This window comes from Novosphingobium sp. fls2-241-R2A-195, assembly GCF_030209485.1.
GTDB lineage: Bacteria > Pseudomonadota > Alphaproteobacteria > Sphingomonadales > Sphingomonadaceae > Novosphingobium > Novosphingobium resinovorum.
On record NZ_JARVRY010000024.1, the window covers coordinates 1 to 17,572 of the forward strand.

Sequence of the window (17,572 nt, forward strand, 5' to 3'; positions counted from 1 at the left end):
ACATCCTTCACACCGCGTCACTCAACCGAACAGGTGCGCGGAATTTCGCGCTTACGGAATTCCGAAATCGGCCGCTTCTACGTGCGCGGGATTGAAATGCTGCCGGTCCGCACTTGGTAAGCGAAATTTCGGCGTTGAGCGGCCGACAAGAGTCGGGTCGAGACCACCGGTGCGCAACTTTCAAACTTTTGACGAGCGCGTCCACGATCTTGGTCGTCGTTCTCCTCACTCTTTGCGTTTGGCCAACCAGATGGTGCGAAAGTCACAAGACGGGTCTTCAAAGACGTGATCTAAGACGACGAAGCCAGCCTTGTCCAAAAGGCTTTGATACTCTTCAGAGTCAAGGCTGCCATGATAGAGTGGGTCTCCTTCCAAATCGCCAATGGCTTCGCCTTCAGATGATCCACTGGTGAACATAAGGGGCGCACCAGATTCTGCATGCGCATGGAAGCACGCAAACATCCCACGTTGGTCAGAAGGCGAGAGATGGAAAAGGCTATCCCATGCGAGAAGACCTGAAAATCGTCGATCGAAGGCGAGCTTCCGCATGTCGATGAGATGCGCCTCAACGCCAGGTAGATTGTGTTGGAACAGCTCAAGCATTGCCGGCGTGCCATCTACTCCCGTGATCTTGAAGCCGCGGCCGATCAAATCGCCAGCAACTGGCAGCCCGGAACCACAACCGATATCTAGCACAGTACCGCCAGTCGGTATAAGGTCGCAAAAGCGATCGAGCCATGAGCGTTCCGCTAAGTGATCACTACGCAATTTGGGCCAAGCACCGCCGTGAAGTTGGTACGTCTCGAGCACGGTGAGCGGAGCATGTTCAGGCATGTTCATCGGAATACACTGAAAGGCGAATAGCGGCTACGTGCTTAAAAAGCTGCTTGCTGGTACCGATTGCACGCATTGCAAGGGCTGTCGAAAGCCCGGCGTTACTATTCTCCCGCCCCCACCGGCATCCTCGATCGCAAGGCCGCACAGCGCTTTCGCGCGAACAATGGGCTGACGCTGCAATGGATCGACCGTGCAATGCTCGTGATACTACTTAAGTAAGTGCCCAAAGGCGGCTCATGGGAATTGCGCGAGCGGAGGCCGCGCCGTGCCCAGCGCCCGCTCCTCGACGATACGATCAAAGAGATCGGCACCGACTACTTCACCCTCGCCGGCCGCATTGGGATCACCCACACTCCCGACGCAGCCGCGTGTACGACAAGGACAAGACCTGGCAGGTCGCGACCATCCAAAGGCGGCGCTACTATCGCTTGCGCGAGTTCGAATGATGCGACGGCCTGACAAACTACATAGACATCCATTTCTGAAAGCGGCCCATCGGCATGGCCCGGCTCATCCGGGAACGTGCAGGCGGGCGAAGTCGCCTTCGATCGAGCGGTCCAGCATCTCCCGATATTCTGCAAAATAGAGCATGTCGGGCGTGATCAGGCCAAGCGGTGCGTCCTCCCCATCGCGCAGTTTGCGCAAGGCGATGGGCGCAGCGGCCGGCACCAGCTGCGAGCCATGGCCCACTTCGAGGGTCGTCAGGATGCCGAACAGTCCGCCATCGATCGTCGGGCGCGACAGGATGGCGAGGCGGTACTGCCCCTGCTCGTTGGTGACGAGATAGATGTGGCCCGAGAGGTTGGGCATGGAAATCTGACCGGCCTGCTCGAACCGGGAATCCGAACGGCCCGATTCAGCAAAGCCGAGGCAGGCTCTCTCCGCAACCCAGCGGATCGTCGTCAGGTATGCGAACAGGCCGCCTGCGGTGCCGAAGCTGGGCCGGACGGTGAGATAGCATCCCTCCAGCCAAGTCACGGCCGAGCGGGCGTAAGCTCCCATCGCCTCGGGCGCGACGTCACCGCCGGTCGCCGCCATCGGCGCGGAGCCGGGGCGAAGGCTGACGCCCAGCGCTTCCTCAATTCGGAGGAGTGTGGCGAGCGTGAAGGCCCGCTTGCCCGCAAGAGCTTTTTCCAGCGTCGACAGGCTGATGCGCGCCATGTCCGCCAGCGCCTGGCGCGACAAACGGCGCCGGGCGATTTCCTCGCGTACGCGCCGCGCGGTCTCGGCGCTTTCTACTGAGAGGCCCTCGGCGTCTGGCCGGTCATCTCCTAGGGTCGTGTCCATGCGTACATATGCGCACATATCCGCACATTGCGTCAATCCTTCCGCTAGTTTGCGTCGCCATGCGGAAGGCCCGGCAGGAACCGGCTGAAACTGCTCGTGGCTGTGCGCACCGCCCTGCGCATAGAGGGTGGGCTCCCCAGTCGCAGGAGCCATCCGATGCCGCATTCACTCTCTCTCCGCCGTGCCCTGATCCCCGCCGCCGTGCTGGCCTTCGGCGCTCCCGTTGCGCTTGCCGTTGACGCAACCACAGCTGCCGCCGCCGACGACGAGAGCGCCTCCGACGACGCTTCGGCCGATGAGGGGCCCGCCACCGGCACCCTGATGCTGCGTGGCCAGGGCATCCAACGGAGCATGCCCGCCGTGCGCCTCGGCACCGACATCGACGTGACCGTGACCGGTCAGACGGCCCGCGTGCGCGCGGTCCAGGCGTTCCGCAACACCTCGGGCAAGTGGATGGAGGCCAGCTACCTTTATCCACTGCCGCAGGACGGTGCGGTGGATTCGCTCAGGATGGTGGTAGGCCAGCGCGTGATCGTCGGCCACATAGAGCCCCGCGAAAAGGCCCGCGCCACTTACGAGGCGGCGAAAGCGAGCGGGCGCAAGGCCGGCCTCGTCGAGCAGCAGCGACCCAACATGTTCACCACCATGGTCGCCAACGTCGGCCCGGGCGAGACGGTGTTGATCGCTATCGAGTACCAGGCCCCTGTAGGCCAGGCCAACGGCACCTTCTCGCTCCGACTGCCGCTGGTCGCCGGCCCGCGTTATACACCGCCGCACACGCTGGGCACGGTGGCTGCCGTCGCCGACGCCAATGCCGTCACCGCCGCACCGGTGCTCGCTCCGGGACTTGGAGAAACGGTCAACCCGACGTCGATTTCGGTCCGCCTCGCCCCCGGTTTCGAGGTCGCCAACCTCATCAGCCGCTACCACCGCGTCAATATCACCGGTCCACTCGGCGATCGCACGATCAAGCTGGACGGCAGTGTCCCGGCGGACCGGGACTTCGTTCTGGAATGGCGCTCCGCCTCCGCCGATCCGACACTTGGCCTGTTCGCGCAGCATACCGCCAAGGGCGATTACGTGATGGCCTCCGTGACCCCGCCCGCCGACACCTCCTCGCTGCCGACACCTCCGCGCGAGATGGTGTTCGTGATCGACAACAGCGGCTCGATGGGCGGCGATTCGATGGAAGAGGCCAAGGCCAGCCTGCTCCATGCGCTGGGTACGCTGCGACCGCAGGACCACTTCAACGTGATCCGCTTCGACGATACTATGACTCGGCTGTTCGACCACAGCGTCGCCGCCACGCCTGACCAGGTCGATCTCGCCCGGCGCTTCGCCGGATCGCTTGAGGCGCAGGGCGGAACGGAGATGCTGCCCGCGCTCAAGGCGGCGCTGGCGGATGCCGCGACCGGTGGCGGCAGCGATCCATCCATCCTGCGCCAGATCGTGTTCCTGACCGACGGGGAAATCTCCAACGAGCGCGAGATGGTAGCCGCGATCGGCGCCGATGGGGGCCGCAGCCATGTCTTCATGGTCGGTATAGGTTCGGCGCCAAACGACTACCTGATGGAGCGCATGTCGACGATCGGCGGGGGGCTCTACACGCATATCGGCGCCCCAGGGGAAGCCACCGCCAAGATGATGCCGCTGCTAGACGTGCTCAGTCATCCCGCAGTGCGCGACCTCTCCGTGCGGGTTGAAGGCGGTTCGCTCGAGCTCACCCCCTCGCGCCTTCCGGACGTCTATGCCGGCAGGCCGCTGGTGCTGGTGGGGCGTACCGACCACCTTTCGGGCACCCTGACCGTGAGCGGCACGATCGGCGGCAAGGCGTGGGAGCGACGTGTCGATCTGGCGAGCGCTCTGCCTAGCCCGGCCATAGAAAAAGTCTGGGCCCGCAGCCGCATCAGCGACATCGAGGCAGACCGCGCGCTCGGCAAACTGGAAGACGAACAGGCCGATGCCGAAGTCGAACGGATCGGCATGGAAAGCACCATCATCACCAGTCGCACCAGCCTCGTCGCGGTCGACGAAACACCGTCTCGGCCCGCCGGCGCCCGTCTGACGCGTGAGGAACTGCCGATCAACCTTCCGGCGGGCTGGGACTTCGACAATCTCTTCGGCCAGGGCGCTGCTCCGGACGTCGCTGATCCACAAGGTTCGGGCGATAGCGCCGCGATGCAGGCTGCGGCGCTGGAACTGCCCCAGACAGGCACCGGTTTTCTCGGTCTGCTCGGCCGGGGTCTAGCCCTCCTGCTCGCGAGCCTTGCCGGTTTCGCCTGCCTGCTGCGCCGGAGGGCGGCGTGAGCCGAGCCGGCAAGCTTGCGCGCCGTTCGAAAGAGGCCCTTTGCGGGCACGGCGTCGCGGCGACCCTGTTGCTGGCGTTATGCCTGGGCGGAATGGTCGAAATCGGCAGGGGGCTGTACATACCCACCAAGGCAGCGGTCGCACAAGAACTGCTGGACCATGCCTTCGAGGCGAGTCTTGTCGACCACCGGCCCCGCAGGCCCTGGCCCTGGGCCGATACCGCGCCGGTCGCGCGTCTATCTGTTGCAAGGCTGGGCGTGACGCGCATCGTTCTCGGCGGAGGATCGGGCCAAGCCCTCGCTTTCGGCCCGACGCTGCTCCCGGCCGGGGCAATGCCAGGGCACGCCGGCACCGCCGTTATAGCCGCTCACCGCGACACCCATTTCAGATTCCTGCATGACATGCGCACAGGTGATTTTGTCACCCTTCAGACGCGCGAGGGAACGCTGCTGCGCTACCGAGTGACCGGTACGAGCATCGTGCGGTGGGACCGCTATGCTCCGCCGGACGACACAATGGGCGAACGGCTAGACCTTGCGACCTGCTATCCTTTCGACGCGATCCGCAGCGGCCCCTGGCGCTATGTTGTCCATACCGAGTCTCTGTAAATGCCTTCCTTCCCGTACCGTTTACACCTCGCGACCCAGATTTGATCGCCGAGTTTCTCATAAGGATCGGCCATGGGAACGGCTGCTAGGCGCAGGTCCGTCTGGAAGCTGTGGTACGCCTCCGCTGACGGTCGCCTGGCAACGTGAGCGAGGGACGGGCCTTAAAGTCGCACTTGCTAGCGCACTTGTGAGCGGTCTGTTTGCGGGCGGCGTCACCGTTTTCGGCGCAGGAAGTGATCTGCGCGCCCTTTCCAAGTGAAGAAGTGCTTGCTCCAGCTACACAATCAACGCAAGCGAAGGCTTTCCCGGGTTCTTGTTGTGGACGCTACATGAGATTCAATCCTGCCCGCATCGAGGCCCGTTATGACCATGGATCGCGCCGGGGGATGGACCCTTGGACAATGCTTGGCCTGGCGATGGCCGTCGTTTTCTTTATCGGTAGCGGCAGCGTCGCTTACATGAATGTGACTGTGCTGCGCGACGATATGCGCAAGATCGTTCATTCACACGAAGTCATCGTCGGGATGAACGATCTCACGTCCTCCATGCAGGACGCCGAAACCGGGCAGCGGGGGTATCTCCTGACTGGAAACGAGAGGTATCTCGCTCCCTATCGTGCGGCCCTGTCCGACATCGATGCCCGCTTCGCGACGATTGCGACCTTGACCCGGGACAATCCCGATCAGCAGGCCCGCGTTGCGCCGCTGCGCGCTCGCATCGACGGCAAGCTGGCTGAACTGAAGGAAACGATCGCACTCCGGCAGTCCGGCGGCACGACGCAGGCGCTGGCGATCGTCAACAGCGATCGCGGCAAGATCGAGATGGACGAGTTGCGCGCGCAGCTGGGTGTCATGAAGCAGGAGGAAATCCGCCTGCGCACCGAGCGCATCGCCGAGATGGAGCAGGCGTACCGCTCGGCGTGGGTGAGCGGATTGCTTTCCAGCCTGCTGGGGATCGCGCTGACCCTGATCATCGGCCTGCTGATGTACCGCTCCGCCGTAGCCAATCGCAAGCGGCAGTGGTTACAGACTGGCCAGGTCGAGATGGCCGCCGCCTTGCTTGGTGATCAGCCGATCGAAACGCTGGGGGATGGCATTCTCGGTTTCCTCGTCCGCTATCTTGGGGCGCAGGCCGGCGCCGTGTTCTCGTCCGAGAACGGGCATTTCCGCCGCGTCGCCGCTTACGGAGTGGCGCCTGATGCCCAGATCATCGAGCGGTTCAATCGCAAGCAGGGATTGCTCGGCCAGGTTGCGGTGGACGGCGAGCCGGTGGTGCTCAGCGACATTCCCGACGGCTATCTGACGATCGGTTCTTCGCTTGGGAACGACAAGCCGCGCCACCTGGTCATTGCTCCTGCCAGCGCTGACGGTTCGGTCCAGGGTGTGATCGAACTTGGCTTTCTCCAGCGGATAGATGAGGACGTACTGGCGTTTCTTGCCGAAGCGTCCAGTTCGATGGGCAGTGCGATCCGCTCGGCCCGCTACCGATCTCAGCTTCAGCACCACGCCGAGGAACTGCAGGTGCAAAGCGAGGAACTTCGGGTTTCCAACGAGGAACTGGAGGAGCAGGGGCGCGCGCTCAAGGAATCCCAGGCCAACCTTGAGCAGCAGCAGGTAGAACTGGAGCAGACCAACTCGCAGCTCGAAGAGCAGGCGCAGCTGCTTGAGAACCAGCGCGACGATCTCGCCCGCTCGAACGCAACGGTCGAGGCCAAGGCGGCCGAACTGGAACAAGCAAGCCGCTACAAGAGTGACTTCCTGGCAAACATGAGCCACGAATTGCGCACTCCGCTCAATTCGCTGCTGATTCTCTCGAAGTTGCTGGGCGATAACCGCAGCGAGAATCTGACCGATGAACAGGTCCAGTTTGCCCGGACCATCGAATCCGCAGGCAACGACCTGCTGGCGCTCATCAATGATATTCTCGACCTTTCGAAAATTGAGGCCGGGCATCTCCAGATCCGTCCGGAAGCCGTGCTCGTCGAGCGGTTCGCGCGGGACTTACGCCCGGTATTTGAACCGGTGGCGGCAGATCGCGGCCTTGGCTTCTCGGTCACGGTAGACCCCGCTGTGCCCGGCGAAATCGAAACGGATCGCCAGCGTCTCGAGCAGATTCTCAAAAACCTGCTCTCCAATGCCTTCAAGTTCACCGAGCGCGGGTCTGTCACGCTGGAGATCGCGCTCGCCGGGCAGGGGCAGGTCTCTTTCACAGTGGTCGATACCGGCATCGGCATACCGCATGAGCAGCAGAAGGGCATCTTCGAAGCTTTCCGGCAAGCTGACGGAACCATCAGCCGCAAATTTGGCGGTACTGGTCTCGGACTGTCGATTTCGCGCGAACTGGCGCGGCTGCTCGGCGGCTCCATTGCCCTGACCAGTATCGTTGGCGAAGGCAGCCGCTTCACGCTGACTATCCCGCTGACCTTCGATCCGGCTCGGCTTGCGGAAGTGTCCTTGCCGGTGCCAGCCGCCGCGCCCCAGCCCAGTTCGCCGCAGCCGCGTGCCGTACCGATCGTGAGGCAGGTTGAGGACGATCGCGAGGTGCTCGGCGCCGGACAGCGGGTTTTGCTTGTAGTGGAGGACGACGCGGCATTCGCGGGAATCGTGCGCGACATGTCGCGCGAGATGGGCTTCCAGTGTCTTGTCACCGGAACGGCCGAAGAAGCACTGAACCTTGCCCGCAAGTTCAAGCCTCATGCGGTCGTGCTTGACGTGGGATTGCCCGATCAATCAGGCCTCGCCCTGCTCGACCGCTTGAAGCAAGACGTCGAGACGCGGCACATTCCGGTTCACGTGGTTTCGGGCAGTGATCATACCCAGACCGCTCTGGCGCTCGGGGCGATCGGCTACCTGGTCAAGCCGGTGAAGCGCGAGGAACTGGCGGGCGTGCTGGAGGCGCTGGCCGCCAAGCTTTCCTCCGATGTGCAGCGGGTTCTGATTGTCGAGGACGATGCGGTGCAGCGCGACGCCGTCAGCCGTTTGCTGGCTACCGGCGATGTAGAGACAGTTGGCGTCGCCAGCGCTGCCGAATGCCTTGCGGCGCTGCGCGAGACGACCTTCGACTGCATGGTCCTCGACCTCAATTTGCCTGATGCCAGCGGGTTCAGCCTCTTGGAAACACTCAGCAAGGAAGGTGCGTACGCCTTCCCGCCCGTGATCGTCTATACCGGACATGATTTGTCGCCCGAGGATGAGCAGCGGCTGCGGCGCTATTCCGACTCCATCATCATCAAGGGCGCGCGCTCACCTGAACGGCTGCTCGACGAGGTTTCGCTGTTCCTCCATCAGGTCGTGACGGACTTGCCGGCCGAGCAGCAGACGATGATCCGCGCGGCCCGTAATCGTGATGCGATCCTGGAAGGGCGGCGAATTCTGGTCGTCGAGGACGATGTGCGCAACGTATTTTCCCTCACCAACATCCTCGAGCCGCAAGGCGCCAGCGTGGAGATCGCCCGCAATGGCCAAGAGGCGCTCGACGCGCTCGATGCCTCGGCATCCGAGCCTGCCAAGCGCATTGACCTCGTGCTGATGGACGTGATGATGCCGGTAATGGACGGGCTTACCGCTACTCGCGCGTTGCGGCAGGATCCCCGCTGGTCAAAGCTGCCGATCATCGCCTTGACCGCCAAGGCGATGCCGGACGACCAGGAACGGTGCATCGAGGCCGGCGCCAACGACTACATGGCAAAGCCGCTGGAAGTCGACAAGCTGCTCAGCCTGGTGCGCGTATGGATGCCGCGGTGAGCATGAGGTCATGCTGATGGACGCGGATAAAATAGAGGATATCGAAATCCGCCTCCTGCTGGAGGCCATCTATCGCCGCTACCACTACGATTTTCGTAATTACGCTCAGGCGTCCATCAGGCGGCGCCTGCGGCAGGCACGCGAGCGCATGGGGTTTGCCACCTTCTCAGCGTTGCAGGACAAGCTACTCCACGATCCTGCCCTGGCCGCGCAAGTTCTGCGCTTCCTGACTGTGCAGGTCAGCGATTTCTTTCGCGATCCCAGCTATTTCAAGGCGCTGCGCGAGAAGGTCGTGCCACACTTGCGCACTTATCCCTCGCTCAAGGTATGGATCGCGGGCTGCAGCGCAGGCGAGGAACTGCACTCGCTTACCATCCTGTTCCGCGAGGAGGGGCTGGAGAAGCGCACATTGTTCTACGCAACCGATATCAATTCCGAAGCGCTGGAAGCCGCCGAGCGCGGCATCTATCCGCTCGAGCGGATCAAGGCTTTCACCGAAAACCACCGGCTTTCAGGAGGGCGATCGTCGCTCTCCGACTATTACACGACCGGATACGGAGGGGCAGTGTTCGATAAGTCCCTGCGCGAGCGGGTGGTGTTCTCGGACCACAGCTTGGTTACCGACGCGGTCTTCTCCGAAATGCACCTGATTTCCTGCCGCAACGTGATGATCTACTTCGACCGAGCGCTACAGGATCGCGCTGTTGGCTTGTTCCGCGACTCGCTGACCCGCAACGGGTTCCTCGGGCTGGGCTCGAAGGAATCCTTGCGATTTTCAGCCCACTCGGCCGATTTTGCAGATTTCGTTCGCGAAGAGAAAATCTACCAGCGGCGAAAAGCATGAGAGTTGCCTCTGCCTCTGCGGCCATTGTGATCGGCGCCTCGGCTGGCGCGATTCAGGCACTGCTTCACATCCTGCCGGTGCTGCCCGGCGACTTCGCCCTGCCGATTATCGTGGTTGTCCACGTGCCTCCGGGACGCCGCAGCGAACTGGCCGCGCTCTTCGATGTCAAGTGCCAGGTTGCGGTTCGTGAGGCTGAGGACAAAGAGCCGATCACGGCGGGTACGATCTACTTTGCTCCGCCGGACTACCACCTGCTTGTCGAACGGACCGAAGGTTCAAGCCAAACGCTGTCGCTGTCCACAGACGCACCGGTCTTCTTTTCTCGGCCATCGATTGATGTCCTGTTTGAGAGCGCAGCCGAAGCATATGGTTCCGACTTGATAGCAATGGTGCTGACCGGCGCCAACGAAGACGGTGCGCGGGGCCTTAAGGCGGTGGCGGAAGCGGGCGGACAGGTCTATGTGCAGGACCCCCAGACCGCTTATGCCCGGGCGATGCCAGATGCCGCGCTGGCCGCTTGCGGCAGCGCCCACGTGCTCTCGCTGTCGCAGATCGCTGATCGCCTCCTCGAGGCCGGAAGGAAAGCGGCATGAACATGAGTGATCACGTTCCTGTTCTCCTGGTCGACGACCTTCCCGCCAATCTGACGGCGCTCGAAGCTTTGCTCACAGACGAAAATATAACAGTTCTCAAGGCTCGATCAGGTACAGAAGCACTAGAGTTGCTACTCGCGCACGACTTTGCCGTTGCGCTTCTCGATGTGCAGATGCCCGAGATGAACGGCTTCCAACTCGCGGAACTGATGCGTGGCATGCAGCGAACACGCCATGTTCCTATCATCTTCGTGACAGCGGGCGCAGCTGATACGCATCGACGTTTCCAGGGTTACGAGGCAGGTGCGGTCGACTTCATCTCCAAACCGATCGAACCGCATGTTCTGCGTAGCAAGGTGCGCGTTCTGTGCGATCTTCATCGGCAACGGCAACAGATAGCGGCCCAGCGCGATGAACTGGCGGCGTCCGCGGCCGCGCTTCGCGAGGCCGATCGCGCGAAGGATCGGTTTCTTGCCGTACTTGCTCACGAACTGCGCAACCCGGTCGCAGCGCTCATGGGGGCGGTGGAGCTTCTTGGGCGTCCGCGTTCCGCGGATCAGGCGGGTATCATCCATGCCAGAATGGAGCGTACGGTGTCCCACCTCGCGCGACTGGTGGAAGATTTGCTCGACGTCTCCCGCATCACCGAAGGCAAAATGATTTTGAAAATTCAACGGATTGCGCTGGCAGACGCCTTGAGCTTCGCAGTTGAAAGCAGCCAGCACCACATGGAGGCTGGGAATCATCACCTGACCGTCGTGCTGCCCGAGGAACCCGTTTGGTTTGACGGCGACTATTCCCGGGTTGCCCAGATCGTCGCAAATTTGCTCGGAAACGCAGCGAAGTACACCCCGCCTGGTGGCGCCATCAAGCTATCGGCCCGCACCATCGGCGGCGAGATAGTCATTGAGGTTGCAGACAATGGCATGGGCATACCGGCCGATATGAAGGCGCGCATTTTCGAGGCTTTCGCGCAAGTGGAGGATCATCGCGCCTATGCGCAAGGGGGACTAGGCATCGGTCTTGCTCTCGTGCACCGACTGGTGACCTTGCATGGCGGCAGCGTCTCTGTCGAAAGCGAAGGCCAGGGACAAGGAAGCGTCTTTACGGTTCGGTTGGTTCAAGTCGAAGGCGGAGAATAGCCGCGACTGAGGCGGTGCGTGTTTTCCGAGCCAGATGCCAAAGGTCTGCATGTTCGGTTCGATGATCAGGGGTTGGAAATGGATTTCTAGCGACACGCCCTTTGAGCGTACCGTTCGATCTCGCGCGGAGCGGGCAATTCACAAACATCAAGCATCTGCGTCTGCAGCTCAAAAAAAGGGCTGCCTGGACGTCGTCAATCAAGAAGCAGCTGGGACAGTTGATGTGCTGCAGCAAGCGTAATGCCGCCGTCAATTAAAGCTGCACTGACTTGCGCCCGGTGGAGTCGAACAGGCGAATTTTTGAAGGGTTTCTCAGCAGGGTTGGGCAAGGACGACAATTATCATCTTTGCAATTGCTGTCGCGATCGTGGCTACGAGTGCCCGGCTCGCAGAGCCGCCGAGATCCGATCACGTTGCCGTCAAAAAGGCTGCTGCGGACTGATGCCGTGGCAGGAACCCTTTTCGCCGAAGTACGATCCAGGAAAAATCGACTGCCTCGGTGAATGGAGCGCAGTTGGGGCACAGCGCCGCTATCGTAGCCGCCACAATGTACCTCTTCCGGTGGAAGAGTCCGACGAGTGAGGAAGTATTATGACCACGAATAGGGTCGGATTTTCACGTGCAGGATCGGCGCGGCGCGCAAAACTAGAGTTTGAGGTGGTTTTAGAAGTAGCGTACTATTACATACGCGAGCTACGACGTCTGAAGGCGTGACGAAATAAAGCAGCTTTACAAAGCGAGTGCCGAAAAGCCCTGACATCGAATTGACCTTCAATAACGCGGCCAGGTTTGAAGTCGCGATGTGCCCGAGTGCTCCGCTGCCTACCGCGCATCCGTTCGATCCACCCACCCAATCCCCACTTCGCCGCGCTTGAGGTGATCTAGGTTCTGGGACCTATTAAATTGGTTGCGAGGATGGGATAGGTTGGTTCAATGATTGCGTGAGAGACGTCGCCATGAGTGATCTGCTCTGGCTGTCGGAGGCGCAGAAGCGCCGGATCGAGCCGTATTTCCCGCTGTCGCACAGCGTGCCACGGGTCGATGATCGTCGGATCATCAGTGGTATTATCTTCGTGATCAGGAATAGCCCGGGATGGCGCGATGTGCCCGCTGATTATGGACCTCCCAAGACGATCTATAACCGCTTCATCCGGTGGAGCAGGCTTAGCGTATTCAACAAGATCTTCGCGGCTCTTTCGGCCAAAGGCGGCAAGCCCGACCAGTCGATGATCGACGCGACCCATCTCAAGGCGCATCGTAGCGTAGCCTGCCTGCTCAAAAAGGGGCTGTTCCCCGACGTATCGGACGCACCAAAGGCGGTCTGAAACTCGGAGATCCATGCCGTCTGCGACGGTCAGGGAAGACCGCTGGTCATGCTGCTGAGCGAAGGGCAGATGAGCGACTATGAAGGCGCTGCCCTGATGCTCGACGCCCTGCCCAAAGCCAATGCACTGCTCGGGGATCGAGGCTACGATGCCGAATGGTTTCGCAAGGCGCTCGCGGAGCGCGGCATCACCGCCTGCATCCCGTCAAAGAGAAACCGGAAGGCACCGATCCCGCGCGATGCCGTGCTCTATCGCCAGCGACACAGGATCGAGAACATGTTCCGCACGCTTAAGGATTGGCGGCGCATTCATACTCGATACGAACGCTGTGCCCACACCTTCATGTCCGCCATCTGCATCGCTGCACCCGTCATCTTCTGGCTCAATCAATGAGCCCTGACGGTAAGGCCTATTCGTTTCGATAAAGCTGCTGATGATCGGTTTGGCGTCCTCTTGCTGCTGATCGGCTACTTTCGATCGTACGGTGAGTTGTGCCGCCTGCTATCAGGGAAGCGCAAGAATGCGGTTTGGCAGTCTTGCCCATTCGCTGGCGAGTTTGCTTCGTCGCAGTTGTTACTGAGAAATTCGTTTGACGACGTTGGAATATAGGTTCCTGTAAAGTTACCAGGCCAGGTTATCGCCGATCGAGGCATCGAAATGGGCTTCCATGGCTGCAATCGCTTCTGAAGCCTGCTTATTGACAATGGCCTCCGCAATGCGCCGGTGCAGCGAGAGGATCGCCATCTTCTCGGCCTGCGCATGGCGGGTTTCCCATGCGCGCGGAACGGCAATTTCCATTTGCGGCGCAAAGGAACGGACGATCTGGGCAAAGAGCATGTTTCCGGTCGATGCCGCGAGGACCTGATGGAATTGCGTGTCATGCGCGGTCATCAGCGCCATGTCTGCCTGATCCCGGACCATAGCATCCGCAAGAGCCAGGATTTGCCTGGCCTGTTCGTCGCTGCGGCGCTCTGCCGCAAGGGCGGCTATGCGGACTTCGAGCGTGCGCCGGACATCCCAAACTTCGGCCACGCTGATCTGTGACGTGGTCACCGCGTGGTCCAGCGAGGCGCCGATCACCGATCCGTCGATCGCGCCTACCCGCGCCCGGCGGCCATTGCCGACGTCGAGCAGTCGCAGCGCCGCCAAGGCGCCGAACGCTTCGCGCATGACCGCGCGACTGACGCCCAGCGCCGCGGCGAAATGGCCTTCGCCGGGCAGGCTGTCACCCACTTTCAGGTTGTGATCGCGGATATGGCTGCGCACTGCCTGCACCGCGTGCTCCACCAGCGAGCCGCCGCTTTCGACAGGGCGCGTGCTCATGCCGCGAGGCTCCGCGCGCGGAACCGGGTGGGGACTTCGCCGAAGTGCCGCACGAAGGCGCGGGTGAAGCTGGCATTGTTGAGATAGCCGCAGCGATAGCCGATCGAGGATACCGGGAGGTCGGTCGCCAGCAGCATCTGCCGCGCTTCGCCAAGGCGGTGCCCGGAAATCGCGTCGGCCACGGTGCAGTCGAACATCTCGCGAAAGCCCCGCGTCAGCTTGCCGCGATTGAGGCCCGATGCGCGGGCGATCATGTCCAGCGTCAGCTTCTCGGCCCAGCGCTCGTCGATCACCCGCCGCGCTGCCAGCAGGCGCTGGGTGTCTTCGGGAGACAGCGCGCCATCCGCGCTCATCGGCACCAGCGCATCGGCGCCGTGCGCGCGCAGCAGGTCGCACAGCAGTTCGATGCTCTTGGCCAGTCGATAGGGCGTGGCCGCCGCTTGCGGCAGGTCGCAGTCGCGGATCGCCAGCGCGATCGTACGCAGTGGGGCGGGGACGTGGAACAGAGCATTCTCGGCAAAACGCAGGAGACCGCCAGCGATCCGCTCGCACGCATTGCGCGAGACCAGCAGGATCAGGCGGGCTTCGACCTCGCTGTCGAGCAGGCGGACACTGGGTCTGGAAACGTAGCGCAGGCTGGCGGGTTTGTCCTTCGTGCCGAACGTCATGACGAACCCGACCGCGCGCGGTGGCGGGCCGATCCGGCCGACCTTGCCGGGGCCTACGAGTGTGAGCATCTCGGGTGAAACCTCGATCGCAGCCATCTGGCCTTGCATGCGGGCAGCCTCTCGTTTTGTTCTTCGGGAGAGAGTTTAACCTATCTGATAGCTGCCGACAATAGCTATCAGATAGGTCTGCGCGCCGCTGACAGTGGGGCGTGGCGCCTGGCCTGCGCGAAGGCGAGCGCCGAGATCACGCTGACGCCCACCCCGACGAGGGCCAGTCCCTGGCCGAGATGCGCCTCGCCGCCGAGCAGGCCGCTGACCGCCGTGACCAGCGAAGGGGCGACACCGAAGCCGACAAGGCCGGCAAGCGCGATGAACGCGCCGATGCACAGGCCGCGCAGCTCGTTGGGGATCAATACTGTCAATGCCACCGAGGTGATGAGCCCGGTGATCGTCCCGCACAGCATCAGCATGCCGATCGCCAGCGCGAAGAGCGGGACGGCGGGCGCGACGGGAAACAGCGCGGCGGGCACGCCGATCGCCGCCGCCACGACTGCGCCGGTCAGAAGGCCGCCGCGCCGCGCGCTCTTGTGACCGAAGTCGGCCGCGATGCCGCCGAGGATCGAGCCTGCCACGCCGGTCGCGAAGATCAGCGCGCCCATCCACCCGGCAAAGTCCTGCGGGGCAAGGCCGTGGCTGCGCGAAAGGACGGGCGAGGCCCAGATCGCGGCGGCGGCATCGGCCATCACCACGCCGACCTGCCCCACGAACAGCGGTATCAGGAACGCGCGGCGGGCCCACAGTTCACCCGCAACGACGCGCAAGGGCGCATGCGTGCTGGCCACCACCTCCTGCCGTTCGGGTTCGCGCAAGGTCAGCAGCGGCAGGGTAAGCGTCAGGCTGATCGCGGCCAGCAGGACATGCGTGCTGCGCCACGGTGCCAGGCTGGAAAGACCGGGCATCGATGCGTGAATCAGCAGGCCGAGCAGCCAGCCTGCCAGCGCGAAGGCGCCAGCCTGACCCAGACATTTGCCCAGGGTGACGACCAGCATCGCCCGGCCGCGCTGGGCGGGGCCGCACCAGTCTGCGGTCAGCGAGAGCGCGGCGGTCAGCGCGCCGGTGGTGCCGATACCAGCCAGCATGCGCGCGGCGAACAGCACGGGAATGCTGTGCGCCAAGGCGGTCAGCAGCGTCCCAGCGGTCCAGATCAGGCTCAGTGCGATCAGCAGGCGCACCCGGTTGCGGCGATCGACGAGGATGCCGATGGGAATCGAGAACAGCACCAGCGGCACCGCCGCCGACACGCCCTGCACGACGCCCAGCGCAGTATCGCTGAGGCCCATTTCCGCCTTGGCGCCTTCCTGCACCATGCTGAACGAGCCCATCATCGTGAAGCCCGCGGCCATCGCGATAGCCAGGATCAGCAGCGGGACCAGGCGGCTGGAGAAAGTGGGAGCGGCGGGTAGGGCGATGCTTGCCACCGATCAGCCCTCCTTCGCGAAGATCTTGCCCGGATTGAACAGGTCGTGCGGGTCGATCGCCTGCTTGATGAGGCGCATCAGGCGTACCGCGTCACCCAGCTCCTCGACCAGCCAATCCTGCTTCCCAAGGCCGATGCCGTGTTCCCCGGTGCAGGTGCCGTCCATCGCCAGCGCCCGGCGCACGAGGCGTTCGTTGATCGCTTCCACCTCGACCATTTCCTCGGGCACGGTGGGATCGACCGAGAAGACGACGTGGAAGTTGCCGTCGCCGACATGGCCGAGGATCGTGCTGGGCACGCTGGAGGTTTCAAGATCCTGTTTCGTTTCGGTGATGCACTGCGCAAGGCGGCTGATCGGCACGCAGACGTCCGTCGCCCAGCCGACCGCGCCGGGGCGCAGGTTGACGGCGGCGTAGTAGGCCTCGTGCCGGGCCTTCCACAGTTTCGAGCGTTCTTCGGGCAGGTTCGACCAGCGGAACTGCCCGCCGCCGTTCATTCCGGCGATCTCCTCCACCGTTCGAACCTGCTCCTCCACATAAGTTTGCGACCCGTGGAACTCGAAGAAGAGCGTCGTCAACTCGGGATAGTCGAGCTTGGACCAGCGGTTGACGGCGCGCATCTGCGTGTCGTCGAGAATTTCCACCCGCGCCAGCGGTACGCCGATCTGGATCGCCTGCACCACCGTATCGACCGCGCCTTCCAGCGTCTCGAAGCTGCAGACGGCGGACGAGATCGCTTCCGGGATGCCGTGGAGGCGCAAGGTCACTTCGGTGATGATGCCCAGCGTTCCCTCGCTGCCGATCATCAGGCGGGTGAGATCGTACCCGGCCGCCGACTTGCGGGCGCGGCGGCTGGTGCGGATGTCCTTGCCGTCGGGCGTCACCACTCGCAACGACAGGATCGCCTCGCGCATGGTGCCGTAGCGCACCGCGTTGGTACCCGAGGCGCGGGTGGCCGCCATGCCGCCGATGGTGGCGTTGGCGCCCGGATCGATCGGGAAGAACAAGCCCATGTCGCGCAAGTGCTCGTTGAGCTGTTCGCGCCGCACCCCGGCCTGCACCGTGCAGTCGAAGTCCTCGGCATGGACTTCGAGGATCGCGTCCATCCGGCTGAGGTCCACCGTCACCCCGCCGCGCACGGGGATGGTGTTGCCCTCGATCGAGGTGCCCGCGCCGAAGGGAATGACGGGCACCTTCGCCGCGCCGCACAGCTTGACCAGCGAGACCACTTCCTCGGTCGAGAGGGGGAAGACCACCGCATCGGGCAGGCTCGGCGTGAAGTGCGCCTCGCTGCTGCCGTGTTGCAGGCGGATCGCCTCGCCCATCTGCAGGCGATCGCCGAACAGGCTGCGCAGCGCCGTCAGGAAACCTTCGGGCAGGGGCTTGCGCGGCTGCGGGGTGTAGTGGGCTGACATGATG

Annotated in this window: 12 protein-coding genes and 1 pseudogene; 7 read left to right on the forward strand and 6 right to left on the reverse strand. The window is 62.9% G+C overall.

Annotation, left to right across the window (positions count from 1 at the left end; translation table 11 throughout):
- Window positions 1–225 precede the first annotated feature (225 nt).
- Window positions 226–840 carry a class I SAM-dependent methyltransferase gene (locus QRN25_RS17850; protein WP_285020537.1) on the reverse strand — a complete coding sequence of 205 codons (615 nt, stop codon included), beginning with the start codon at window positions 838–840 and terminating at the stop codon, window positions 226–228.
- Window positions 841–1,347: 507 nt separating this feature from the next.
- Entirely contained in the window at window positions 1,348–2,124 is a 777-nt protein-coding gene (locus QRN25_RS17855) for a helix-turn-helix domain-containing protein (protein WP_285020538.1), read from the reverse strand.
- A 156-nt stretch (window positions 2,125–2,280) separates the two neighbouring features.
- On the opposite strand from QRN25_RS17855, the gene QRN25_RS17860 reads away from it, so the two are divergent.
- From QRN25_RS17860 to QRN25_RS17890, 7 genes and pseudogenes are all read left to right on the forward strand, one after another.
- Entirely contained in the window at window positions 2,281–4,431 is a 2,151-nt protein-coding gene (locus QRN25_RS17860; protein ID WP_285020539.1) for a marine proteobacterial sortase target protein, read from the forward strand.
- Complete coding sequence (locus QRN25_RS17865; protein WP_285020540.1) at window positions 4,428–5,039, forward strand: class GN sortase; 612 nt, start codon at window positions 4,428–4,430, stop codon at window positions 5,037–5,039. Before QRN25_RS17860 ends, QRN25_RS17865 begins: the two co-directional genes overlap by 4 nt.
- A gap of 401 nt (window positions 5,040–5,440) precedes the next feature.
- Complete coding sequence (locus QRN25_RS17870; RefSeq protein WP_285020757.1) at window positions 5,441–8,782, forward strand: response regulator; 3,342 nt, start codon at window positions 5,441–5,443, stop codon at window positions 8,780–8,782.
- A 16-nt stretch (window positions 8,783–8,798) separates the two neighbouring features.
- Window positions 8,799–9,626, forward strand: a complete 828-nt coding sequence (locus tag QRN25_RS17875) for a CheR family methyltransferase (RefSeq protein ID WP_285020758.1) — start codon at window positions 8,799–8,801, stop codon at window positions 9,624–9,626.
- On the forward strand, window positions 9,623–10,219 hold the full coding sequence (locus QRN25_RS17880) for a chemotaxis protein CheB (RefSeq protein ID WP_285020541.1): 597 nt from the start codon (window positions 9,623–9,625) through the stop codon (window positions 10,217–10,219). The genes QRN25_RS17875 and QRN25_RS17880 overlap by 4 nt, the downstream gene beginning before the upstream one ends.
- Complete coding sequence (locus tag QRN25_RS17885) at window positions 10,216–11,361, forward strand: hybrid sensor histidine kinase/response regulator (RefSeq protein ID WP_285020542.1); 1,146 nt, start codon at window positions 10,216–10,218, stop codon at window positions 11,359–11,361. Before QRN25_RS17880 ends, QRN25_RS17885 begins: the two co-directional genes overlap by 4 nt.
- 956 nt (window positions 11,362–12,317) lie before the next feature.
- Window positions 12,318–13,079: pseudogene (locus QRN25_RS17890) on the forward strand (IS5 family transposase).
- Window positions 13,080–13,307: 228 nt separating this feature from the next.
- Here QRN25_RS17890 and QRN25_RS17895 read toward each other — a convergent pair.
- The 4 genes from QRN25_RS17895 to QRN25_RS17910 form a co-directional block, all read right to left on the reverse strand.
- Window positions 13,308–13,973, reverse strand: a complete 666-nt coding sequence (locus tag QRN25_RS17895; protein ID WP_285020544.1) for a FadR/GntR family transcriptional regulator — start codon at window positions 13,971–13,973, stop codon at window positions 13,308–13,310.
- 32 nt (window positions 13,974–14,005) lie between these two features.
- Entirely contained in the window at window positions 14,006–14,785 is a 780-nt protein-coding gene (locus QRN25_RS17900; RefSeq protein ID WP_285020546.1) for a helix-turn-helix domain-containing protein, read from the reverse strand.
- A 68-nt stretch (window positions 14,786–14,853) separates the two neighbouring features.
- Entirely contained in the window at window positions 14,854–16,155 is a 1,302-nt protein-coding gene (locus tag QRN25_RS17905) for an MFS transporter (protein WP_285020547.1), read from the reverse strand.
- 3 nt (window positions 16,156–16,158) lie between these two features.
- Window positions 16,159–17,568 carry an FAD-binding oxidoreductase gene (locus QRN25_RS17910; RefSeq protein WP_285020548.1) on the reverse strand — a complete coding sequence of 470 codons (1,410 nt, stop codon included), beginning with the start codon at window positions 17,566–17,568 and terminating at the stop codon, window positions 16,159–16,161.
- Between the last annotated feature and the right edge of the window lie 4 nt (window positions 17,569–17,572).